This is a genomic window from Stenotrophomonas sp. Steno-Z10-HUANG (genome assembly GCF_056393075.1).
The window spans coordinates 238256-259240 of sequence record NZ_JBWJPA010000003.1 but is presented as its reverse complement, the minus strand read 5'-3'; the positions used below and the strand labels follow the sequence as shown (position 1 = coordinate 259240).

Genomic DNA, 20985 nt, shown 5'->3' with positions numbered 1-20985 from the left:
TGCGCCGTCCGCGCGGGGGCGGGGCCGGAGCGGCCGCTAAAGCGCCGCAGGCATCCGCTGATCAGGGGCTGGCTTCGGCGTTCCAGGTGGCGACCTGGGCACGGATTCCGGCGAGCATCGCATCCAGCGCGGCGCGGTCGTAGACGGTGCCGCGCAACACCACCGTGTCGATGCTGCTGGTCGCGGTGATGTCCTGCAGCGGGTTGCGCTCCAGCAGCACCAGGTCGGCGGCCTTGCCGGCGACGATGGCGCCATAGCGGTCCAGCCTGCCGAACCACGCCGGGCCGTTGCGGGTGGCCGTGGCCAGTGCCTGCGCCGGCGTCAGCCCATGGCGCACATACAGCGCCAGCTCGTTGTGTAGGCCGATGCCGGGATAGTTGTAGGAATTGAGGAAGCCGGCATCGGTACCGGCCATGATGCGCACGCCGGCCTCCTGCAGCAGCGGCAGCACCGCGGCGACCCGGGCATGGCGCGCGTGCCGCGCCTGGACCTGTTCCGGCGTGGCGCTGGCGGCGCGCTCCACGCGCCAGGCGTAGGTCTTGCGCAGGCCCGGGCCGATGTAGGCCAGGTACGGGTCATCGGCATGCGCTTCGCTGTCGAGGAAGCTGAGGATGCGGCTGCCGTCGAGCGTGGGCGTGACCGCGACCCCGCGTTCGGCGAAGCGGCGATAGGCGGCCAGCGCGGTGGCGCGGTCGAAGCCCTCGTGCAGGCGGCGGCTGGCCTCGGCGCGGTCGATGCGGCCAGCGGCGAAATCAGCGGCGATCCGGGCCTCGTCCGGAACGCCGGCCTGGAACGCGTAGTCCAGGTGCTCGATGGAACTGAGCCCGGCGTCGATGGCCTGGCCGACGGTCAGCGCCATCGGGATGTGGCCCGAGGTGCGCAGGCCGCGCTTGCTCGCCTCGGACACCGCGTACAGGAACAGCTCCGGCTTGAGCGTGCTGTCGGTGATCTTGACGAAATCGACCCGGTCGCGCTGTTCGCGGTCCAGCGCGGCGTCCACGCCGGCCTCGTCGCCGGCTTCCAGGGTGCCCTTCCAGACCGGGGCGATGCCTTCGATCTTGGCGCCGGAGGTGAACAGCTGCGGCCCGAACAGCTGGCCGTCGGCGATCTGCGCCCGCCACGCCAGCACCTGCCCGGGCAGGTCGCCGGACGCGTCGCGCACGCTGGTGATGCCATGGGCGACGTACAGCGGCAGCAATGCCTTGTTTTCCTCGACCAGTGCCGGGCCGCCGCCGAAATGCACGTGCATGTCCCACAACCCCGGGATCAGGTAGCGGTCGCGCGCATTGAGCGTTCTGCGCGCGCGCCACTGGCCGGCCAGCGTCGCGTCCGCGCCGACCGCGACGATGTCGCCGCCGCGGATCGCAACGGCCTGGCCGGGCAGGGTGCGGGCGTGCTCGACATCGACGACGGTGGCGTGGCGGATCAGCACATCGGCATCCAGGCGTGCGGCCAATGCCGGCGACGCCAGCGCCAGCAGCGAGGAAAGGGCGAAGCGGAGCGTGGTGTTCATTCGGTGCGTTCCAGGGCGGGCGTGGCTGCCCGCACGACGGGAGGAGAGGGCGGCAGGTACCGGCCGGGCACGCGCCGGATCGCGGTACGTCGAGCCGATGCGGGGTGGTCGCCGCCTGTCCGGGTCTGCGCTGCGCGCGGCGCCGGGAGCAGCGCGGCGGGCGGGGGTTTGCATGCGCTCCGGGGCGATGCTACAAGCCGGTGCGTCCATCCAGAAATGAAATGTACCGATGGAAAACAGTCCGAAATCGAATAGGGTGCTGTTCGACCTCGATCTGCTGCGCGCCCTGTTGACGGTGGCCGACTGCGGCAGCTTCACCGCCGCCGCCGCGCGCCTGCATTCCACCCAGTCCACGATCAGCCAGAAGGTGCGGCGGCTGGAGGAACTGGCCGGGCACCGGCTGCTCGACCGTGGCGTGCGCGACGTGCGCCCCACCGATACCGGCGAGACCGTGCTGGGCTACGCGCGGCGCCTGCTGGCGCTGAACGAGGAACTGGGCGAGGCGCTGTCCGGCGCGGGGGTGGCCACCACCCTGCGCCTGGGTGTGCCGGAGGATTTCGCCGGCGGCCGCACCACGCACCTGTTGGCCGATTTCAGCCGGCGCCACCCACGGGTGAAGCTGGAGGTCAGCAGTGGCCTGAGCCGCGCGCTGGCCGAGGGCTACGACCGTGGCGAGCTGGACCTGGCGCTGGTCAAACAGCGCCGCGGCAGCCGCGAGGCGCTTGCGCGCTGGCCCGAGCCGATGCGCTGGATCGACAGCGCCGCCAGCCCCGCGTTTGCGCTGGACCCGGTGCCGCTGGTGGCCTTCCCGCCACGCGGCCTGTACCGCGAGGACATGATCGACGCGATCGAGGCGCTGGGCCGGCGCTGGCGCATCAGTTTCACCAGTTCCAGCCTCGGCGGCATCCAGGCGGCGGTCGCCGATGGGCTCGGCATCAGCCTGCTGCCGGCGCGCACGGTGACACCGGCGCATGTGGTGCTGGGCGTGGAAAGCGGCCTGCCGGAGATCGACAGCATCGAACTGGCGCTGCTGATGCGGCCCTCGGCCGACCCCGAGGTGCGGGTGCTGGCCGACATGCTGGTGGAGATGCTGGCGCAGCCGCAGGCATAAGCGCGCGGAGGCCGTAGGTGCGGGGCTTGCCCCGCACGCAGCCGTCCGGTGAAGCCTCGTGCGGGGCAAGCCCCGCACCTACGGGAGCGGGCGTGCCGCTCCCGGGCAATCGATCAGGCGTCCGGCCCGAGCCGGCCGCGGCGCACGATGCCGCGGCGGCACGGTACCCCGGCCACCGCGGCCGCGGCATTGGGCGCGTCCAGCACCAGGAAGGTGGCTTCGTTGCCCACGGCCAGGCCGTAGTCCTGCAGGCCAAGCACGCGCGCGCCGGCGCCGGTGGCCATCTGCAGCGCCATGCACAGCTCCTCGTCGGTATGGAACCCGGAGCGGTAGCCCAGCAGCATCGCCCGCTGCAGCATGTCGCCGTTGCCATACGGCCACCAGGCGTCGCGGATGTTGTCGTTGCCCAGGAACACCTCCACGCCGGCCGCGCGCAACTGCCGCACCGGCGGGAACGGGCGGTCGCCCGGGGCATTGGTCATGATCGCCACGCCGGCATCGGCAAGCGTCGTGGCGATGCGCTCCAGCTGCGCGGTATCCACTTCGCCCAGCGCATAGGCATGGCTGACCGCGACGCGTCCGTGCATACCCAGCGCGCGGCTGCGTTCGGCGATGCGCCGCAACTGTTCGATGCCGCCCAGGCCGGGTTCGTGCAGGTGGATGTCGACCTTGGCGCCGTGGCGCTCGGCAATGCCGAACACCACGTCGAGCTGGCCGGTGCTGTCGCCGTCGAGCGTGTCCGGGTCGATCCCGCCGACCACCTGCGCGCCTTCGCGCATCGCCGCGTCCAGCACCTGCGCGGTGCCGGGGCAAGACTGCACGCCGGCCTGTGGGAACGCGACCAGTTCGATGTCGACGATGCCACGCCAGCGTTCGCGCACCGCGTTCACCGCATGCAGGTGGTCCAGGCCGGTGGTGGCGTCGACGTCGACATGGCTGCGCATCGCCACGGTGCCGAACGCGGCCGCCTGCGCCACCAGGGCGTCGGCGCGCTCGACGATGGAGGGCGCGGCCGCCAGTTCCTGCTTTTCGATGGACAGGCGCTCGCGCAGGGTGTGCGCGGGGCGGTGCGGGTGCCAGCGGTCGCCGACGAAGCTTTTGTCCAGGTGGATATGGCCGTCGACCAGGCCCGGCAGCACCAGCTGCCCGCCCAGGTCGATCTGTTCCACGCCGTCGCAGCGCGGCAGGGCCGGGCCGATGGCGGCGAAACGGCCGCCGGCCACGGCCAGTTCCAGCGGCGTACCGTCGGGGCCGATGGCGTTGATGAAGAGCTGGTCGAACATGGCGGTGTCGCGGGGCAGGGGAGCGGGGCCGCCACGATAGGGCCGCCGTCGGCGCGGCGGAAATGAAGTATCGCGATGGGCGGCATTCGCCACGGTGATGGCGGGCTGCCGGCGTCACCGGCCCTTGCACGGAACGCCCGCGCGCGCAGCTCAGTGCCGTGCGCGGCATGCCGCCGTGGGGTGTCGCCCGCGCCACGGCGCCCTGGCGATTCCCGGGCGCAGGCCCCGCACGCGGATGCCGGCGCATCCGCGTGGCGTGCGCTCAATCCGGGTCGTAGTCCAGGTTCGACGCCAGCCAGCGCTCGGCCTGCGCCCGGTCCACGCCCTTGCGCCGCGCATAGTCGGCCACCTGCTCCTTGGACACCCGCCCGACCACGAAATACTGGCTCTGCGGGTGGCTGAAGTAATAGCCGGACACCGCCGCGGTGGGCAGCATGGCGAAGCTCTCGGTCAGCGACATGCCGATGCCTTCGGCGCCGAGCATGGCGAACAGCGTGCGCTTCTCGCTGTGCTCCGGGCAGGCGGGATAGCCGGGGGCGGGACGGATGCCGACGTACTGCTCGGCGATCAGCGCTTCGTTGTCCAGCGCCTCGCCGGCGGCATAGCCCCAGTAGCCGGTGCGCACGCGATGGTGCAGGCGCTCGGCCAGCGCCTCGGCCAGGCGGTCGGCCAGCGCCTTGAGCAGGATCGCGTTGTAGTCATCGTGGTCGGCCTCGAAGCGCGCCACGTGCGGCTCGATGCCGATGCCGGCGGTGACCGCGAAGGCGCCGATCCAGTCCTGCCGGCCGCTGTCCTGGGGGGCGATGAAATCGGCCAGGCAGAAGTCCGGGCGCTCGGCCGGCTTGTCCACCTGCTGGCGCAGGAAGTGCAGGGTGGTCTCGCCGTCGGGCAGCGATACCACCACGTCGTCGCCGCGGCTGTTGGCCGGCCACAGCCCGAACACGGCACTGGCGGTCAGCCATTTTTCCTTGATGATCGTGTCCAGCATCGCGCGGGCGTCGCGGTACAGCGCGCTGGCCTGGGTGCCGACGATCTCGTCGTCTAGGATCGCCGGGAACTTGCCGGCCAGTTCCCAGGCGCTGAAGAACGGGGTCCAGTCGATGAACGGCAGCAGGTCCTGCAGCGGCCAGTCCTCGAACACGTGCACGCCGGGCTGGGCCGGCACTGGCGGAACGTACTGCGCCCAGTCGCAGCGGAAGCGCTGGCCGCGCGCGTGTTCCAGCGACACCAGCCGCTTGGCGTCGCCGCGGTTGCGGTGGCGCTGGCGGATGTCGGCGTAATCGGCGTCGTTGGCGGCGACGAAAGCGCCGCGCAGCTCCGGCGAGATCAGCGACTGCGCCACGCCCACCGCGCGCGAGGCATCCTTCACCCACACTGTCGGCGCGGCGTAATGCGGGTCGATCTTCAGCGCGGTGTGCGCGCGCGAGGTGGTGGCGCCGCCGATCAGCAGCGGCGTGCTGAAGCCCTGGCGCTGCATCTCGCGGGCGACGTGGCTCATTTCCTCCAGCGAGGGCGTGATCAGCCCGGACAGGCCGATCAGGTCGGCGTTCTCGGCGCGCGCGGTGTCCAGGATCTTCTGCGCCGGGACCATCACCCCCAGGTCGATCACCTCGAAGTTGTTGCAGGCCAGGACCACGCCGACGATGTTCTTGCCGATGTCGTGCACGTCGCCCTTGACCGTGGCCATGACGATCTTGCCGTTGCTCTTGCCGACGTCGCCGGTGCGCAGCTTCTCGGCCTCGATGAAGGGCAGCAGGTAGGCCACCGCCTTCTTCATCACCCGTGCCGACTTGACCACCTGCGGCAGGAACATCTTGCCGGCGCCGAACAGGTCGCCGACCACGTTCATGCCGTCCATCAGCGGCCCTTCGATCACGTCCAGCGGCCGGCTGGCCTGCTGCCGCGCCTCCTCGGTATCCGCCTCGACCCAGCTGTCCAGCCCATGCACCAGCGCATGCGCCAGCCGCTCGCGCACCGGTCTGTCGCGCCAGCCCAGGTCCTCGGCCTTCTTCTCGCCCTTCCTGCCCTTGTAGCGCTCGGCGATCTCCAGCAGGCGTTCGGTACCGTCGCGGCGGCGGTTGAGGATCACGTCCTCCACCCGCTCGCGCAGTTCCGGTTCCAGGTCGTCGTAGATCGGCAGCGCGCCGGCGTTGACGATGCCCATGTCCATGCCGGCGCGGATGGCGTGGTACAGGAACACCGCATGGATCGCCTGGCGCACGGTCTCGTTGCCGCGGAAGGAGAACGAGACGTTGGACACGCCGCCGGACACGTGGCAATGCGGCAGCGTGCGCTTGATGATGCGGGTGGCCTCGATGAAGTCCACCGCGTAGTTGTCGTGCTCCTCGATGCCGGTGGCGACGGCGAAGATGTTCGGATCGAAGATGATGTCCTGCGGCGGGAAGCCGACCTGCTCGACCAGGATGCGGTAGGCGCGGGTGCAGATCTCCACCTTGCGCGCGCAGGTGTCGGCCTGGCCGTCCTCGTCGAAGGCCATCACCACCGCGGCGGCGCCATAGCGGCGCACCAGCCTGGCGTGCTCGACGAACGCCGCTTCGCCCTCCTTGAGCGAGATCGAGTTGACCACGCTCTTGCCCTGCAGGCATTTCAGCCCGGCCTCGATCACGCTCCACTTCGACGAATCGACCATCACCGGGATGCGGGCGATATCCGGCTCGGACATGATCAGGTTGAGGAAGCGGGTCATCGCCTTCTCGGAGTCGATCAGGCCCTCGTCCATGTTGACGTCCAGGATCTGCGCGCCGCTGGCGACCTGCTGACGCGCCACCTCCACCGCTTCCTCGTAGCGCTCCTCCTTGATCAGCTTGCGGAACTGCGCGCTGCCGGTGACGTTGGTGCGCTCGCCGACGTTGACGAACAGCAGGTCCGGGGTGATGACCAGCGGCTCCAGGCCGGACAGGCGGGTATACGACGGGGTGTTCATGCGGCCAGCTCCCGGGCCTGCGGCAGCGCCCGCGGCGGCACCCCGGCCACGGCCTCGGCGATCGCCTTGATGTGCGCCGGGGTGGTGCCGCAGCAGCCGCCGACCAGGTTCAGCAGCCCGGAGGTGGCGAACTCCTTCAGCGTGGCGGCCATTTCCTCCGGGGTCTCGTCGTACTCGCCGAAGGCGTTGGGCAGGCCGGCGTTGGGGTGGGCGCTGACGTAGCCATCAGACACCTGCGCCAGGGTTTCCACGTGCGGCCGCATGTCGCTGGCGCCCAGCGCGCAGTTGAAGCCGATCGACAGCGGTTGGCCGTGCGCGACCGACGCATGGAAAGCCTCGGCGGTCTGCCCGGACAGGGTGCGGCCGGAGGCGTCGGTGATGGTGCCGGAGATCATCACCGGCAGGCGCCCGCCGCGCGCATCGAAGGCTTCCTCGATGGCGAACAATGCGGCCTTGGCGTTGAGCGTGTCGAAAATGGTTTCCACCATCAGCGTGTCGGCGCCGCCGTCGATCAGGCCGTCGATGGCCTCGCGATACGTCGCGCGCAGTTCGTCGAAACTGGTGTTGCGGAAGCCCGGGTCGTTGACGTCGGGGCTGATCGAGGCGGTGCGGCTGGTCGGGCCGAGCACGCCGATCACGAAGCGCGGCTTGTCCGGGGTCTTCGCCTCGATCGCGTCGCAGCATTGCCGTGCCACCTGCGCGCCGGCCTTGTTCAGTTCGTACACCAGGTGCTGCAGGTGGTAGTCGGCCTGGCTGATCGAGGTGGCGTTGAAGGTATTGGTCTCGACCAGGTCGGCGCCGGCCTCCAGGTAGGCGCTGTGGATGCCGGCGATGATGTCCGGCCGGGTCAGCAGCAGCAGGTCGTTGTTGCCCTTCAGGTCATGGCCGCAGCCGGCACCATGGACGTGCGCCTGCGGCGCTGCCGTGGCAGTGCCGGGCGCGGCCGGTGGCTGGGCGTCGTGGCGCGAATCGAAACCGCCGGCGAAGCGCTGCCCGCGGTAGTCGGCCTCTTCCAGCCCATGGCGCTGGATCATCGTGCCCATGGCGCCGTCGATGACCAGGATGCGCTGCGCGAGGGCCTGCAGCAGCAGGGCGACGCGTTCGGGATGGAGCCAGGGGAGGGCGTGCATGGGCGGACCGTAGGCTGGAATCGGGGGCGAGGGCGGGTATGCCGGCTCAGGGGCGGTGGGCGATCAGCGAGATCACCTCGAAATGCGGCGGGCGCTTCTCGCGGGTGACGGTCTCCAGGCTGGATACCTCCAGCCCGGCCTTCTCGACGAACCTGCGCAGCTCCTTGCCGGTGAAGCCCAGGTTGACGTGGCCGTAGGCTTCCACCGCCACCTTGTGCTCATGGCGGGCCAGGCTGCACAGCATCAGCCGCCCGCCCGGGCGCAGCACCCGCGCGCCTTCGGCCACGGCCTTGGCCGGGTGGCTGGCATAGGTGAGGGCGTGCATCAGCACCACCAGGTCGAAGCTGCCATCGTCGAACGGCAGCTGGTGCATGTCGCCCTCGCGCACTTCCACGTTGGGCAGCTTGCGCAGGCGTTCGCTGGCCGCGGCGACCACGCGCGCGCTGGTGTCGATGCAGACGTAGCGCTGCGCATGCGGGGCCAGCAGTTCGGCCAGCACGCCGTCGCCGGAGGCGATGTCGAGCACGTCGCCGGTTTCCAGCAGCGGCAGCGCGCTGCGTGCCAGCGCCTCCCAGGTGCGTCCGGGCGAGTAGTGGCGTTCCATGTCGCCGGCCACGCTGTCGGCCCAGTTCTGGTCGGCCGCGCGCATCGCCAGCACCGAGGGCACCCGCTCGGCGTCCTGGCGCAGCAGCGGGTCGTCGCTGCCGTTGCTCAGCGCATGCCACAATGCGCGCTGCGCCGGATCCAGCGCGGCGTCGTCGAAGCGGTAGTAGGCCGATACCCCCGCGCGGCGGTCGCGGACCAGCCCGGCTTCCTTCAGTCGGGCCAGGTGGGTGGACACACGCGGCTGCGCCAGCGTGGTGATGGCCGACAGCTCGGCCACGGTCAGCTCTTCCTGTTCCAGCAGCGTCAGCAGGCGCACGCGGGTGGCGTCGGCGAACACCTTCAGGCGGGTCGACCAGTCTTCCAGATCCATAAATATCTACCTATCGAGATAGAGAGATATTTTGCTGCTGCGGCGCGGCAGGGTCAAGGCGCGGCCCGCGTGGGCCAAGCGAACGGGCGCGCAGGTCGACGTGAATGGCGCTGTTCACCCAGCGCCGTCTGCCGCGGCCAGCCCCCTCTTTGCCGGTCATGGCAACAGTTACAATCGCAACTTCGTAATGCCCTGGGAGGGGTGTAGTGGATTTCAGCTTTTCCGACGAACAACTGATGCTGCAGGACGTCGCCCGCCGCATCGCCCAAGAGAAGATCGCGCCCAGCGCCGAGCACCACGATGCCACCGGCGAATACCCGCTGGAGAACATCCGCCTGCTCGGCGAGAACGGCCTGATGGGCATCGAAGTGCCGGTCGAGTACGGCGGTGCGGGCATGGACCCGGTGTCCAGCGTGCTGGCGATCATCGAGGTGTCCGCCGCCGATGCCGCGCACGCCACCATCATGTCAGTCAACAACTCGCTGTTCTGCAACGCCGTGCTCAGCCACGGCAGCGAGGAACAGAAGCAGCTGTACGTGCGCGCGATCGCCGAGGGCCGCGAGATCGGCGCCTTCGCCCTGACCGAATCGCAGTCCGGCTCCGACGCCACCGCCATGCGCTGCCGCGCGGTGAAGCAGGCCGACGGTTCCTACGTGATCAACGGCCAGAAGAGCTGGATCACCTCCGGCCCGGTGGCGCGCTACATCGTACTGTTCGCGATGACCGACCCGTCGCAGGGCGCGCGCGGCATCACCGCCTTCATGATCGACACCACCCGCCCGGGCTTCGGTCGCGGCAAGACCGAGCCCAAGCTCGGCGTGCGTGCGTCGGCGACCTGCGAGATCGAGTTCCAGGACTACGTGGCGCGCGCCGAGGATGTGATCGGCGCCGAGGGGCAGGGCTTCAAGATCGCCATGAGCCTGCTCGATTCCGGCCGCATCGGCATCGCCGCGCAGGCGGTGGGCATCGCCCGCGCCGCTTACGAGGCGTCGCTGGCCTACGTGCGCGAACGCAAGTCCTTCGGCGCGCCGATCGGCAGCTTCCAGATGATCCAGGCCAAGATCGCCGACATGAAGTGCAAGCTGGACGCGGCGCTGCTGCTGACCCTGCGCGCGGCCTGGACCAAGGCCCAGGGCAAGCGCTTCTCCACCGAAGCCGCGGTCGCCAAGCTCACCGCCTCGGAAGCGGCGATGTGGATCGCCCACCAGGCCGTGCAGATCCACGGCGGCATGGGCTATTCCAAGGAAATGCCGCTGGAGCGCTACTTCCGCGACGCCAAGATCACCGAGATCTACGAAGGCACCAGCGAGATCCAGCGCCTGGTCATCGCCCGCAACGAAACCGGCGTGCGCTGAGCGGCAGCGGACGCCGGGCGGGCCTGGTGTAGCCGGAGCAGGTGGTCCAGCCGCCGTTTGAGAAAAAGAGAAGCCCCGGCAATGCCGGGGCTTCTTCGTAGTTTCAGGATCGACGTCCTTATCAACGATCCTGCTGCACCGTACGCACCTTGTGCTGCTCGATGAACTGCCTGGAGGGCTCGTCCAGCTTGTCGCCCAGCACGCGGCGCACGGTGACGAAGAACAGCGGGATCAGCAGCACGCCGATGACGGTGGCGAACAACATGCCGCCGATGACGCCGGTGCCCAGCGAGTGGCGGGCGTTGGCGCCGGCGCCGGTGGAGATGGCCATCGGCAGCACGCCCAGGATGAACGCGAACGAGGTCATCAGGATCGGCCGGAAGCGCAGGTGCGCCGCTTCGATCGCGGCCTCGCGCAACGTCTTGCCGGCGGCGCGCTGTTCCACCGCGAACTCCACGATCAGGATCGCGTTCTTCGCGGCCAGGCCGATCACCGTCACCATGCCGATCTTGAAGTACAGGTCGTTGGGCAGGCCGCGCAGCAGCGAGAACACCACCGCGCCGAGGATGCCGACCGGCACCACCAGCAGCACCGAGACCGGGATCGACCAGCTTTCGTACAGCGCGGCCAGGCACAGGAACACCACCACCACCGACAGCACCATCAGCAGCGCCGCGGCGTTGCCGGCCAGGATTTCCTGGTAGGACATGCCGCTCCAGTCGTAGCCGAAACCGTTGGGCAGGTCGTTGCGCACCAGGTTTTCCATGGTCGCCATCGCCTGGCCGGAGCTGCCACCCGGGGCCGGCGAGCCGACGATGTTCACCGCCGAATAGCCGTTGTAGCGGCTCAGCGCCGGCGGTGCGTAGATCCACTCGGACTTGACCACGGTGCTGAGCGGGATCATCGAGCGCTGGCCGTCGGCGTCCTTGCTCAGCGAGCTGGGCACGTAGTAGCTGCGCAGCGATTCGGGGCCGGTGCGGTAGGCGGCATCGGCCTGCATGTTCACGCGCTTGATGCGGCCGCCATAGAAGAAGTCGTTGACGTACACCGGTGCCAGCATCATCTGGATCGCGGTGTAGACATCATTGACCGACACGCCCATGGCCTGGGCCTGCACGCGGTCCACCTTCAGCTGCAGCTGCGGCGAATTCTCGAGGGTGTTGGGACGCACGCCGACCAGTGACTTGTCGGCCGATGCCGCGCCGATGAGGGTGTTGCGCGCCTCCATCAGGGCATCTTGGCCGGCGCCGGCGCGGTCCTGCAGCCACATGTCGAAGCCGCCGAACTGGCCCAGGCCCTGCACCGTGGGCAGGTTGACGAAGAACACCTGCGCGTCCTTGATGCCGACGAACGCCTTGCCGTTCATCTTCTGGATGAACTCCGGCGCGGTCTCCTCGCGTGCGTCCCAGTCCTTGAGGCGGATGAAGGCCATGCCGACGTTCTCGCCGGAACCGACGAAGCTGAAGCCGGTGACCTGCATCATGCCCTCGAACGACGGGTCGTCCTTCATCATCCCGTACAGCTGGTCGAACACCACCGTGGTACGGCTCTTGGTCGCGCCCGGCGGCAGCTGCACGATGGCCAGCGCATAGCCCTGGTCCTCTTCCGGCAGGAAACTGCCGGGCAGGCGGGTGAACAGGAAACCGCACAGCACCAGCAGCAGCGCGAACACCATCAGCCAGCGCGGGCTGTGGCGGATGACGCTGCCGACGCTGCCGACGTAGCTTTTTTCCAGCTTGCCGTAATAGGTGTTGAAGGTGCGGTAGATCCAGTTCGGCCGTTCATTGTGGGTCGGCTTCAGGAACGCCGCGCACAGGGCCGGGGTGAAGCTCAGCGCCAGCAGCGCCGAGAAGCCCATCGACATGGCGATGGTCAGCGCGAACTGCTTGTAGATCTCGCCCGAGGCACCGGGCTGCATGGCGCTGGGGATGAACACCGCCGCCAGCACCACGGTGATCGCCACCACCGCGCCGGTGATCTGGCCCATGGCCTTCTGCGTGGCCGGCTTGGGGTCGAGCTTGTCCTCGCTCATGATGCGTTCGACGTTCTCGATCACCACGATCGCGTCGTCGACCACGATGCCGATCGCCAGCACCATCGCGAACAGGGTCAGCTGGTTGATGGTGAAGCCGATCGCCAGCATGCCCATGAAGGTGCCGAGCAGGGCCACCGGGATGACCAGGGTGGGGATGATCGTCGCGCGGAAGTTCTGCAGGAAGATCAGCATCACCAGGAACACCAGCACGACGGCTTCCACCAGCGTGTGCACCACTTCCTTGATCGAGATGTTGACGAAGGTGGTGCTGTCGAACGGGGTGAACCAGCTCACCCCGGGCGGGAAGCTGGGGGCCAGGTCGTCCATCTTGGCGCGTACCGCCTTGGACACGTCCAGGGCGTTGGCGCCGGGCAGCAGCTGGATGGCGAACGCCGCCACCGGCTTGCCGTTGTAGCGGGTGTCGAAGCCGTAGTTGGAGGCGCCGAAGGCGACGCTGGCCACGTCCTTGAGCCGCACCACGCTGCCGTCGGCGTTCGCCCGCAGGATGGTGTTCTCGAATTCCTCCGGCGTGCTGTAGCGGCCCTCGGCGGCGACGGTGGCGGTGAACGCCTGGCCGTTCGGCGCCGGGTCGCCGCCCACTGAACCGGCGGCGAACTGCAGGTTCTGGGTGCCGATGGCGTTGTACACGTCGGTGGCCGACAGGTGGTAGCCCTGCAGCTTCTCCGGGTTGAGCCAGATGCGCATGGCGTACTCGGAGCCGAACTGCTGGGTGCTGCCGACGCCCGGCACGCGCGAGATCTGGTCCAGCACGCGCGAGCCGACGATGTCGTTGAGCGCGTCGCGGTCCACCGAGCCATCGTCCGAACGCACGCCGATGGCCATCAGGAAGCCGGCGTTGGCCTTGGCCACCACCACGCCCTGCTTGGTGACTTCCGATGGCAGGCGCGGGGTCGCCAGGGCGACCTTGTTCTGCACCTGCACCTGGGCGATGTCCGGGTCGGTGCCGCTGTCGAAGGTCAGGGTGATGGACACGCGCCCGGTCGAGGACGAGGACGAGCTGAAGTAGACCAGGTTGTCGATGCCGGTCAGCTGCTGCTCGATCACCTGGGTGACCGATTTCTCCGCGGTGGCGGCGCTGGCGCCCGGGTAGGTGGCGCTCACGGTGACCTGCGGCGGGGCGACGCTGGGGTAGGACTCCACGCCCAGGTTGAGGATCGAGATCACGCCACCCAGCGAGATCAGGATGGCCACCACCCAGGCGAATACCGGGTGTTCGATGAAGAATTTAGGCATGGCGGGTTCCCGTTTCCCTTACTTGGCCGGCGCCGGCGCGGCGGCTGCGGGCTTGGCGGCGGGCTGGGCCGGGCCCGGCTGCCACGGCGAGGGCTTGGCCGGCGCGCCCTCCTTGACCTTCTGCACGCCGGAGACGATCACCCTGTCGCCGGCGGCCAGGCCGGAGGAGACCAGCCAGCTGCCGTTCTGCTGGCCGTCCAGCGCCACGTCCTTGCGTGCCACGTTGCCGTCCTTGCCCACCACCAGCACGTACCCGCCGCGGGTGTCGCGCAGCACCGCCTGCTGCGGGATCAGGAAGGCGTTGTTGCGCTCGCCCAGGTTGGCCTTGAAGCTCACGAACGAACCCGGCAGCAGGCTGCGCTCGGGGTTGGGCAGCTGCGCCCGCAGCGAGACCGCGCCGGTAGCCGGGTCGACCGTGGTCGCCGAGAAGTCCAGCGTGCCCTGGTGGGCGTACGGGGTGCCGTCGGGCAGGTTCACCTGCACCGTGGTCTTGCCGTCGCCAGCCAGGGCCACCGCGCCCTTGTCCTGGGCGGCGCGCAGCGCGCTCAGTTCGTCGGCGGTCATCGAGAAATTGACGTACAGCGGGTCGATCTGGTCGACCGTGGTCAGCAGCGTCGCCTCGCCCTGGCCGACCAGCGCGCCTTCGGTCACCTGCTGCTTGCCGGCCACGCCGGCGATCGGCGCGGTGACATTGGCGTAGCCCAGGCTGATGCGGGCGCTGGCCACGGCGGCCTGCGCCTGCTGCACGGCCGCCGCGGTGGTGCGCTCGGCGGCCTCGGCGTTGTCCAGGTCGGACTTGGATACGTAGTTCTGCGGCGCCAGCGAGCGCGCGCGTTCGGCGGTGGTCCGGGCGTTGGCGTGGCTGGCGCGGGCCGCCGCCAGCGCGGCTTCGGCTGAGGCCAGCGTGGCGCGCAGCGGCGCCGGGTCGATCTGGAACAGCAGCTGGCCTTCCTTCACCGCGCTGCCTTCTTCGTAGGCGCGCTTGAGCAGTACCCCGGACACCCGTGCGCGCACGTCGGCCGAGCGGAACGGCGACAGCCGGCCGACCAGTTCGCGCTGCAGCGGAAGTGTCTGTGGCTTGGCTTCGATGACCCCGACATCCGGCGGCGGCGGGGCGGCCTGTTCCTGTGGCTTCTTGCAGGCGGTCAGGCCCAGGGCCAGGGCACCGGTCAGGGCGAGGATGCGCAGCGGGGAGGTCATCGGGAAACTCCGGAGGTTGTTTTCAGCGGGTGCCGGGGATGCCGGCCGGCGGCGCCGGGAAGGCGCGCAGGAAGGCATCGACGGCGAATTCGGCCCACCGGCGGCGCAACTCGGGGGCGTCGCGGTGGGGAGCGTGGAACCGTTGTCGTTCGAAATCCTGACCAGCGATCATGCTTATTAACATTTCAGCCATGAAATGCGCATCGTCATGGATGATCCGGCCGCGCGCCATCTCGGTTCGCATCCATTCAGCCAACTGGTCGCGCACCACGTCGGCGCTGTCATGGTAGAGCGCGCGGGCCTCGTCGCGGAATTCCAGGGTACTGCTGGCGATCACCTGCGCGGCCTGGCGCACGCGTGGCTGGTTGCGGTGCTCCAGGTAGTGCACGGCGAAATCCAGCAGTACGTCGCGCAGCGGGCGTTCGTCGCCGGCGGCCAACGGCGCGGCGGCGACGCTGGCGTGGCGGCGCATCGCCAGGCTGAGCAGCTCGCGCTTGCTGCCATAGCGGCTGTACAGGGTCTGCTTGGAACAGCCGACGTAGGCGGCCACCGCGTCCATGCTCAGGTGCATGCCCTGGGTCGCCAGCAGCTCGCGCACGGCGTCGAACACACGCTGGTCGCGCGCTTCGGCGGGCCTGGATCGGGAACGGGTGGGATGCACGATTTGGACTATACCGTCCAGTTTACAATTGGTAAAGCAGCGCGGAAATGCGCTTTTCCAGCTCGGCCGTGGTTCGCGCGGGGAAATGCTTTTGTTGCATTTTTATTGTTTGAATTCAGTGACTTGCGCTTGTTCTTTGGGGTATTCGAAGGGGCCGATTGCGGCCCTGCAACAATGCTCTTTGAATGGCGGGGGCTACAATCGCGCCTCCCCAGGAGCCCACTGAAAGCTCAACCATGAAATCGCAAAACAACGCTGCCAAGTCCGCAAAAACGAAATCCCAACCGGCTGCCAAGGAGAGTGTTTCCGAGGCCGGCCTGTCCCTGGAGCCGGTTTTTGCGGCCTTGCGCAAGCGTTACCCCGCCGCGGCCCAGGCCCAGGCGGTCGCCTTCGCTTCGGCCTTCTACAAGCGCATGGAAGCGGATGAGTTCGGCGCGCACCGTGCCGAGGACTGGGCGGCGCTGGCCGCCGGCATGCTGGAGTTCGCCCGCGTGCGCAAGCCGGGCAAGGCCAACGTCCGCGTGTTCAATCCGGGCCTGAAGACCGATGGCTGGGAAACCGCCCACACCGTGCTGCAGATCGTCAATGACGACATGCCGTTCCTGGTGGACACCGTTTCGCTGGCGCTGGCCGACATGGGCGTCGGCGTGCACGTGCTGGGCCACCCGGTGATCGCGCTGGGCCGCGACAAGTCCGGCAAGCTGACCAGCGTCGGCGACGGCCCGCTGGAGTCGGTGATGCTGCTGGAGATCGACCGCCAGCCGGCCGAGGCCATGGACGCGGTGGCCAAGCGCGTGGGCGAAGCGCTGGAGGACGTGCGTGCCATCGTCAAGGACTGGGAGCCGATGCGCGACAAGGCGCTGGCCCTGGCCGAAGACCTGGGCCAGCGCACCCTGCCGGTGAGCGATGAGTCGCGCCACGAGGCGCAGGAGTTCCTGCGCTGGGCCGCGGACAACCATTTCACTTTCTTCGGCTACCGTGAGTACAAGGTGGAGAAGCAGGGCCGCGAGGACGTGCTGGCCGCCCAGAACGGCACCGGCCTGGGCCTGATGCGCGGCAAGGACACCTCGGTGGCGCGCCCGGTCAAGGGGCTGGCCGCGCAGGGCCTGAACACCACCAGCGGCCTGACCGACGCGCTGATCCTGACCAAGACCAACGCCCGCTCGCGGATCCACCGCGGCGGCTACATGGACTACATCGGCGTGCTGGAATTCGACGCCAAGGGCCGCATCGTCGGCGAACAGCGCTTCCTCGGCCTGTTCACCTCCAGCGCCTACAACCGCCGTCCGTGGGAAATCCCGCTGGTGCGCCAGCGCTATGAGAACGTGATGAAGCGTTCGGGCCTGAGCCCGTCCAGCCACAGTGGCAAGGCGCTGCGCCACATCCTCGAGTCGCTGCCGCGCGAGGAGCTGTTCCAGTCCAGCGAGGACGAACTGTTCCGTACCGCGATGGGCGTGCTGGGGCTGCAGGAGCGCGTGCGCAGCCGCCTGTTCCTGCGCCGCGACAAGTTCAGTCGTTTCATTTCCGCACTGGTGTTCCTGCCGCGCGAACGCTTCAATACTGACGTGCGCCTGCGCATCGAGGGCCTGCTGCGCGAGGCGCTGCAGGGTGAGTACGTGGATTCGAGCGTGGTGCTGGGCGATTCGCCGCTGGCCCAGGTGCACCTGATCGTGCGCCCCAAGGCCGGGCAGAGCCTGGATCTGGACACCGAGGGCCTGGAGAAGCGCCTGGCCCACGTGCTGCGCAACTGGCAGGACGACCTGCGCGAGGCGCTGGTCGCGCGCCACGGCGAAGGCGAGGGCCTGCGCATCGCCTCGCGCATCGGCAAGGCGCTGCCGGCCGGCTACATCGAGGACTCCAGCGCCGAGATCGCCGCCGCCGACGTGGCCCAGCTCGATGCGCTCACCGGCCCGGACGACCTGCGCCTGAGCCTGCAGGCCATCCACCGTGACGGCGGCGACGGCCTGCGCATGAAGCTGTACCGCCAGCTCAAGGACATCCCGCTGTCCGACGTGCTGCCGATGATGGAGAACATGGGCCTGCGCGTGATCGCCGAGCGCCCGTACCGGCTGATGGTGGACGACGCGCCGGTCTACGTGCAGGACTTCGAGGTCGAATCGACCGTCGGCGCGATCGACGCGGCCGCCGCCAGCGCCGCCTTCGCCGAGGCCTTTGCCCGGGTGTGGCACGGCGAGGCCGAGAACGACGGCTTCAACCGCCTGGTGCTGGCCACCGGCCTGGACTGGCGCCAGGTGTCGATGCTGCGCGGCTACTGCAAGTACCTGCTGCAGATCGGCGTGCCGTTCTCGCAGGCCTACGTCGAAGGCACCTTCAACCGCTACCCGCTGCTGGCGCGGCTGATCGTGGAGCTGTTCGAAGCCCGCTTCGACCCGGCGCCGGCCGCCGACAAGGCCACCGCCGACGCGCAGCTGGCGCAGTTCAAGGCGCTGGCCGGCGGCGATGCCGCCACCATCAAGCTGCTCGAGGGCGTGGTCAAGGCGCGTGGCGGCAACCGCGATGCGCGCATGGCGCTGGTGCACGACACCCTAGTCAAGCTGCTGGACGGCGTGTCCAGCCTGGACGAAGACCGCATCCTGCGCAGCTTCATCGGCGTGATCCAGGCCACGCTGCGCACCAGCTACTACATGCCGCGCAAGGACGGCCTGCGTGCCGACGGCGGCCCGGCCGACTACATCAGCTTCAAGTTCGACGCCGCCAAGGTGCCGGACCTGCCCAAGCCGCGCCCGTACCGCGAGATCTTCGTGTGCGGCCCGCGCGTGGAGGGCACCCACCTGCGCTTCGGCCCGGTGGCCCGTGGCGGCCTGCGCTGGTCCGACCGCCGCGAGGATTTCCGCACCGAGGTGCTGGGCCTGGTCAAGGCGCAGATGGTGAAGAACACGGTGATCGTGCCGGTCGGCTCCAAGGGCGGTTTCTACGCCAAGCAGCTGCCGGACCCGGCGCTGGACCGTGACGCCTGGTTCGCCGAGGGCGTGGCCTGCTACAAGCGCTTCATCAACGGCCTGCTGGACATCACCGACAACATCGTCGGCAACAAGATCGTGCCGCCGCAGGGCGTGGTGCGCCACGACCAGGACGACCCGTACCTGGTGGTCGCCGCCGACAAGGGCACCGCGACGTTCTCCGACACCGCCAACGGCATCGCCCGCGCGCATGGCTTCTGGCTGGACGACGCCTTCGCCTCGGGTGGCTCGGTGGGTTACGACCACAAGGGCATGGGCATCACCGCGCGTGGTGCGTGGGAGTCGGTCAAGCGCCACTTCCGCGCGCTGGGCCGCGATTGCCAGAAGCAGGACTTCACCGTGGTCGGCATCGGCGACATGTCCGGCGACGTGTTCGGCAACGGCATGCTGCTGTCCGAGCACATCCGCCTGGTGTGCGCGTTCGACCACCGCCACATCTTCCTCGACCCGAACCCGGTGGCCGCGACCTCCTTCAAGGAGCGCGCGCGCATGTTCAAGGTGCCGCGTTCGAGCTGGGCGGACTATGACGCCAAGCTGATCAGCAAGGGCGGCGGCGTGTATCCGCGCTCGCTCAAGTCGATCGAGATCACCCCGCAGGTGCGCGAGGCGCTGGGCATCGACGCCGGCATCAAGTCGATGACCCCGACCGAGCTGATCAACGCCGCGCTCAAGGCGCCGGTGGACCTGGTGTGGAACGGCGGCATCGGCACCTACGTGAAGTCGGCCAGCGAGAGCAACGCCGATGTCGGCGACCGCGCCAACAACGGTCTGCGCGTCAACGGTGGCGAGCTGCGCTGCAAGATCGTGGGCGAGGGCGGCAACCTGGGCATGACCCAGCTCGGCCGCATCGAGGCCGCGCACAACGGCGTGCTGCTCAACACCGACTTCATCGACAACTCCGCCGGCGTTGATACCTCCGACCACGAGGTCAACATCAAGATCCTGCTCAACGACGTGGTGCGCGCCAAGAAGCTCACCGTCGAACAGCGCAACAAGCTGCTGGCGTCGATGACCGACGAAGTCGCCGGGCTGGTGCTGATGGACAACTACCGCCAGAACCAGGCCATCAGCCTGATGGAGCGGATGAGCGTCAAGCGCCTGGGTTCCAAGCAGCACTTCATCCGCACGCTGGAGCAGCAGGGCCTGCTCGATCGCCAGATCGAGTTCCTGCCGTCCGATGCCGAACTGTCCGCGCGCAAGGTGCGTGGCCAGGGCCTGACCCGTCCGGAGCTGGCGGTGCTGCTGTCCTACTCCAAGATCGTCGCCTTCCAGCAACTGCTGGAATCGGACATCCCGGAGGACCCGTACCTGTCCAAGGAGCTGCTGCGCTACTTCCCGCAGCCGCTGCAGAAGAAGTACGCCGACGCGATGAACGGCCACCGCCTGAAGCGCGAGATCATCGCCACCGCGGTGACCAACCAGACCATCAACCGCATGGGCGCCACCTTCCTGATGCGCATGCAGGAAGACACCGGCCGCAGCGTGGCCGAGGTCGCCAAGGCCTACACCATCAGCCGCGAGACGCTGGACGCGCGCGCGCTGTGGACCCAGATCGACGCGCTCGACGGCACCCTGCCCGAGGCCGTGCAGGTCGATGCCCTGGAAGTGATCTGGAAGCTGCAGCGTTCGTTCGTGCGCTGGCTGCTGAACCGTCCGGGCGCGATGCCGGGCATCACCGCCGCGGTCGAGCGCTACCAGGGGCCGTTCAACGACATCCGCATCGCCTCGGGCGTGCTGCCGGATTCGCAGCGCCCGGCCTACGAGGCCAGCGTCAGGCAGTGGAAGGAGAAGGGCCTGCCGGCGGCGCTGGCGCAGCAGCTGTCCGAGCTGCAGTTCCTGGAGCCGGCGTTCGACATCATCGAACTGGCCCGCACCCGCAAGCTCAAGCCGGTGGACGTGTCCAAGGTCCACTTCCGCCTGGGCGAAGCCCTGCAGATGCCGTGGCTGTTCGAGCAGATCGACGCGCTGGAGGTCAATGGCCGCTGGCACGCGGTCGCCCGTGGCGTGCTGCGCGACGAACTGGCTGCGCACCAGCGCAACCTGGCCGGCCAGGTGCTGTCGATGAAGGGCGGCAGCGCCGAGGCCAAGGTCGCCGCGTGGCTGGGCCGCGACGACAGCAGCCTGCGCTTCACCCTGGCGATGCTGGCCGAACTGGCCGAGCAGAAGACGCTGGACTACCCGACCGTGTCGGTCGCGGTGCAGCGCCTGGGCCAGCTGGCGGCGCACGGGGTCTGACCCCGTGGTCGGGCCGGTTTTACCGGCCCGACCCAGAAGTCCGCGGCGCGAACTTTTGGCACCGCTCTGGGTCTGCCTGTCCCCGCGGCTGTCGCCGTGCCTCCTTGACAAAGGGGGCTTTGCGCCAGAGCGTTGACAGAGGGGTGCCGACCGTTGGTCGGCCCCTGCCGGATATGAACATCGCGGCCAGGGTCGCTCCTGCAGAAGCAACGGCTGTTGCGGCAGGAGCGGCCCTGGCCGCGGTGCTTTCCGGCTCCCGGCTGCCGGCAAAGGCAGGGTTGGCGATTGCGGGTTATCCTCGGTAATC

10 protein-coding genes and 1 pseudogene are annotated in these 20985 nt (G+C 69.0%); 3 read left to right on the top strand and 8 right to left on the bottom strand.

Going from position 1 to position 20985, the window contains the following annotated elements; translation table 11 throughout:
* Positions 1 to 61 precede the first annotated feature (61 nt).
* Positions 62 to 1513 (bottom strand): amidohydrolase family protein, encoded by a 1452-nt coding sequence (locus AC06E6_RS06265; protein ID WP_313231166.1) that lies wholly within the window; start codon positions 1511 to 1513, stop codon positions 62 to 64.
* 229 nt (positions 1514 to 1742) lie between these two features.
* Between AC06E6_RS06265 and AC06E6_RS06260 the strand changes: the two genes are divergently transcribed.
* Complete coding sequence (locus AC06E6_RS06260; protein ID WP_104939066.1) at positions 1743 to 2624, top strand: LysR substrate-binding domain-containing protein; 882 nt, start codon at positions 1743 to 1745, stop codon at positions 2622 to 2624.
* Positions 2625 to 2737: 113 nt separating this feature from the next.
* Here AC06E6_RS06260 and AC06E6_RS06255 read toward each other — a convergent pair whose 3' ends face one another.
* The 4 genes from AC06E6_RS06255 to AC06E6_RS06240 all read right to left on the bottom strand — a co-directional run bounded on the left by AC06E6_RS06255 (position 2738) and on the right by AC06E6_RS06240 (position 8957).
* The gene (locus AC06E6_RS06255) at positions 2738 to 3907 is read right to left on the bottom strand and encodes an amidohydrolase family protein (protein ID WP_240211948.1); all 1170 of its coding nucleotides are present in this window, start codon (positions 3905 to 3907) and stop codon (positions 2738 to 2740) included.
* Between the two features lie 262 nt (positions 3908 to 4169).
* Positions 4170 to 6851 (bottom strand): methionine synthase, encoded by a 2682-nt coding sequence (metH, locus tag AC06E6_RS06250; RefSeq protein ID WP_478060608.1) that lies wholly within the window; start codon positions 6849 to 6851, stop codon positions 4170 to 4172.
* Entirely contained in the window at positions 6848 to 7981 is a 1134-nt protein-coding gene (locus AC06E6_RS06245; RefSeq protein WP_240211950.1) for a homocysteine S-methyltransferase family protein, read from the bottom strand. The genes metH and AC06E6_RS06245 overlap by 4 nt, the downstream gene beginning before the upstream one ends.
* Before the next feature lie 46 nt (positions 7982 to 8027).
* Entirely contained in the window at positions 8028 to 8957 is a 930-nt protein-coding gene (locus tag AC06E6_RS06240; RefSeq protein WP_161614050.1) for an ArsR/SmtB family transcription factor, read from the bottom strand.
* A gap of 206 nt (positions 8958 to 9163) precedes the next feature.
* Between AC06E6_RS06240 and AC06E6_RS06235 the strand changes: the two genes are divergently transcribed.
* Entirely contained in the window at positions 9164 to 10312 is a 1149-nt protein-coding gene (locus AC06E6_RS06235; RefSeq protein ID WP_104939062.1) for an acyl-CoA dehydrogenase family protein, read from the top strand.
* A 121-nt stretch (positions 10313 to 10433) separates the two neighbouring features.
* On the opposite strand, the gene AC06E6_RS06230 is transcribed toward AC06E6_RS06235, so the two are convergent.
* The 3 genes and pseudogenes from AC06E6_RS06230 to AC06E6_RS06220 form a co-directional block, all read right to left on the bottom strand.
* Positions 10434 to 13601: a multidrug efflux RND transporter permease subunit gene (locus AC06E6_RS06230; protein WP_312347226.1), complete on the bottom strand. Its 3168-nt coding sequence runs from the start codon at positions 13599 to 13601 to the stop codon at positions 10434 to 10436.
* Between the two features lie 24 nt (positions 13602 to 13625).
* Positions 13626 to 14801: pseudogene (locus AC06E6_RS06225) on the bottom strand (efflux RND transporter periplasmic adaptor subunit); the annotation flags it as partial.
* A gap of 22 nt (positions 14802 to 14823) precedes the next feature.
* Positions 14824 to 15462 (bottom strand): TetR/AcrR family transcriptional regulator, encoded by a 639-nt coding sequence (locus tag AC06E6_RS06220; RefSeq protein ID WP_312347228.1) that lies wholly within the window; start codon positions 15460 to 15462, stop codon positions 14824 to 14826.
* 236 nt (positions 15463 to 15698) lie between these two features.
* On the opposite strand from AC06E6_RS06220, the gene AC06E6_RS06215 reads away from it, so the two are divergent.
* Entirely contained in the window at positions 15699 to 20678 is a 4980-nt protein-coding gene (locus tag AC06E6_RS06215) for an NAD-glutamate dehydrogenase (RefSeq protein WP_478060605.1), read from the top strand.
* Positions 20679 to 20985: the final 307 nt, after the last annotated feature.

Bases quoted from the DNA above. Each gene is read 5' to 3' on its own strand.
- AC06E6_RS06265 (WP_313231166.1), bottom strand. From the start codon at position 1,513: ATGAACACCACGCTCCGCTTCGCCCTTTCCTCGCTGCTGGCGCTGGCG.
- AC06E6_RS06260 (WP_104939066.1), top strand. From the start codon at position 1,743: ATGGAAAACAGTCCGAAATCGAATAGGGTGCTGTTCGACCTCGATCTG.
- AC06E6_RS06255 (WP_240211948.1), bottom strand. From the start codon at position 3,907: ATGTTCGACCAGCTCTTCATCAACGCCATCGGCCCCGACGGTACGCCG.
- metH (WP_478060608.1), bottom strand. From the start codon at position 6,851: ATGAACACCCCGTCGTATACCCGCCTGTCCGGCCTGGAGCCGCTGGTC.
- AC06E6_RS06245 (WP_240211950.1), bottom strand. From the start codon at position 7,981: ATGCACGCCCTCCCCTGGCTCCATCCCGAACGCGTCGCCCTGCTGCTG.
- AC06E6_RS06240 (WP_161614050.1), bottom strand. From the start codon at position 8,957: ATGGATCTGGAAGACTGGTCGACCCGCCTGAAGGTGTTCGCCGACGCC.
- AC06E6_RS06230 (WP_312347226.1), bottom strand. From the start codon at position 13,601: ATGCCTAAATTCTTCATCGAACACCCGGTATTCGCCTGGGTGGTGGCC.
- AC06E6_RS06215 (WP_478060605.1), top strand. From the start codon at position 15,699: ATGAAATCGCAAAACAACGCTGCCAAGTCCGCAAAAACGAAATCCCAA.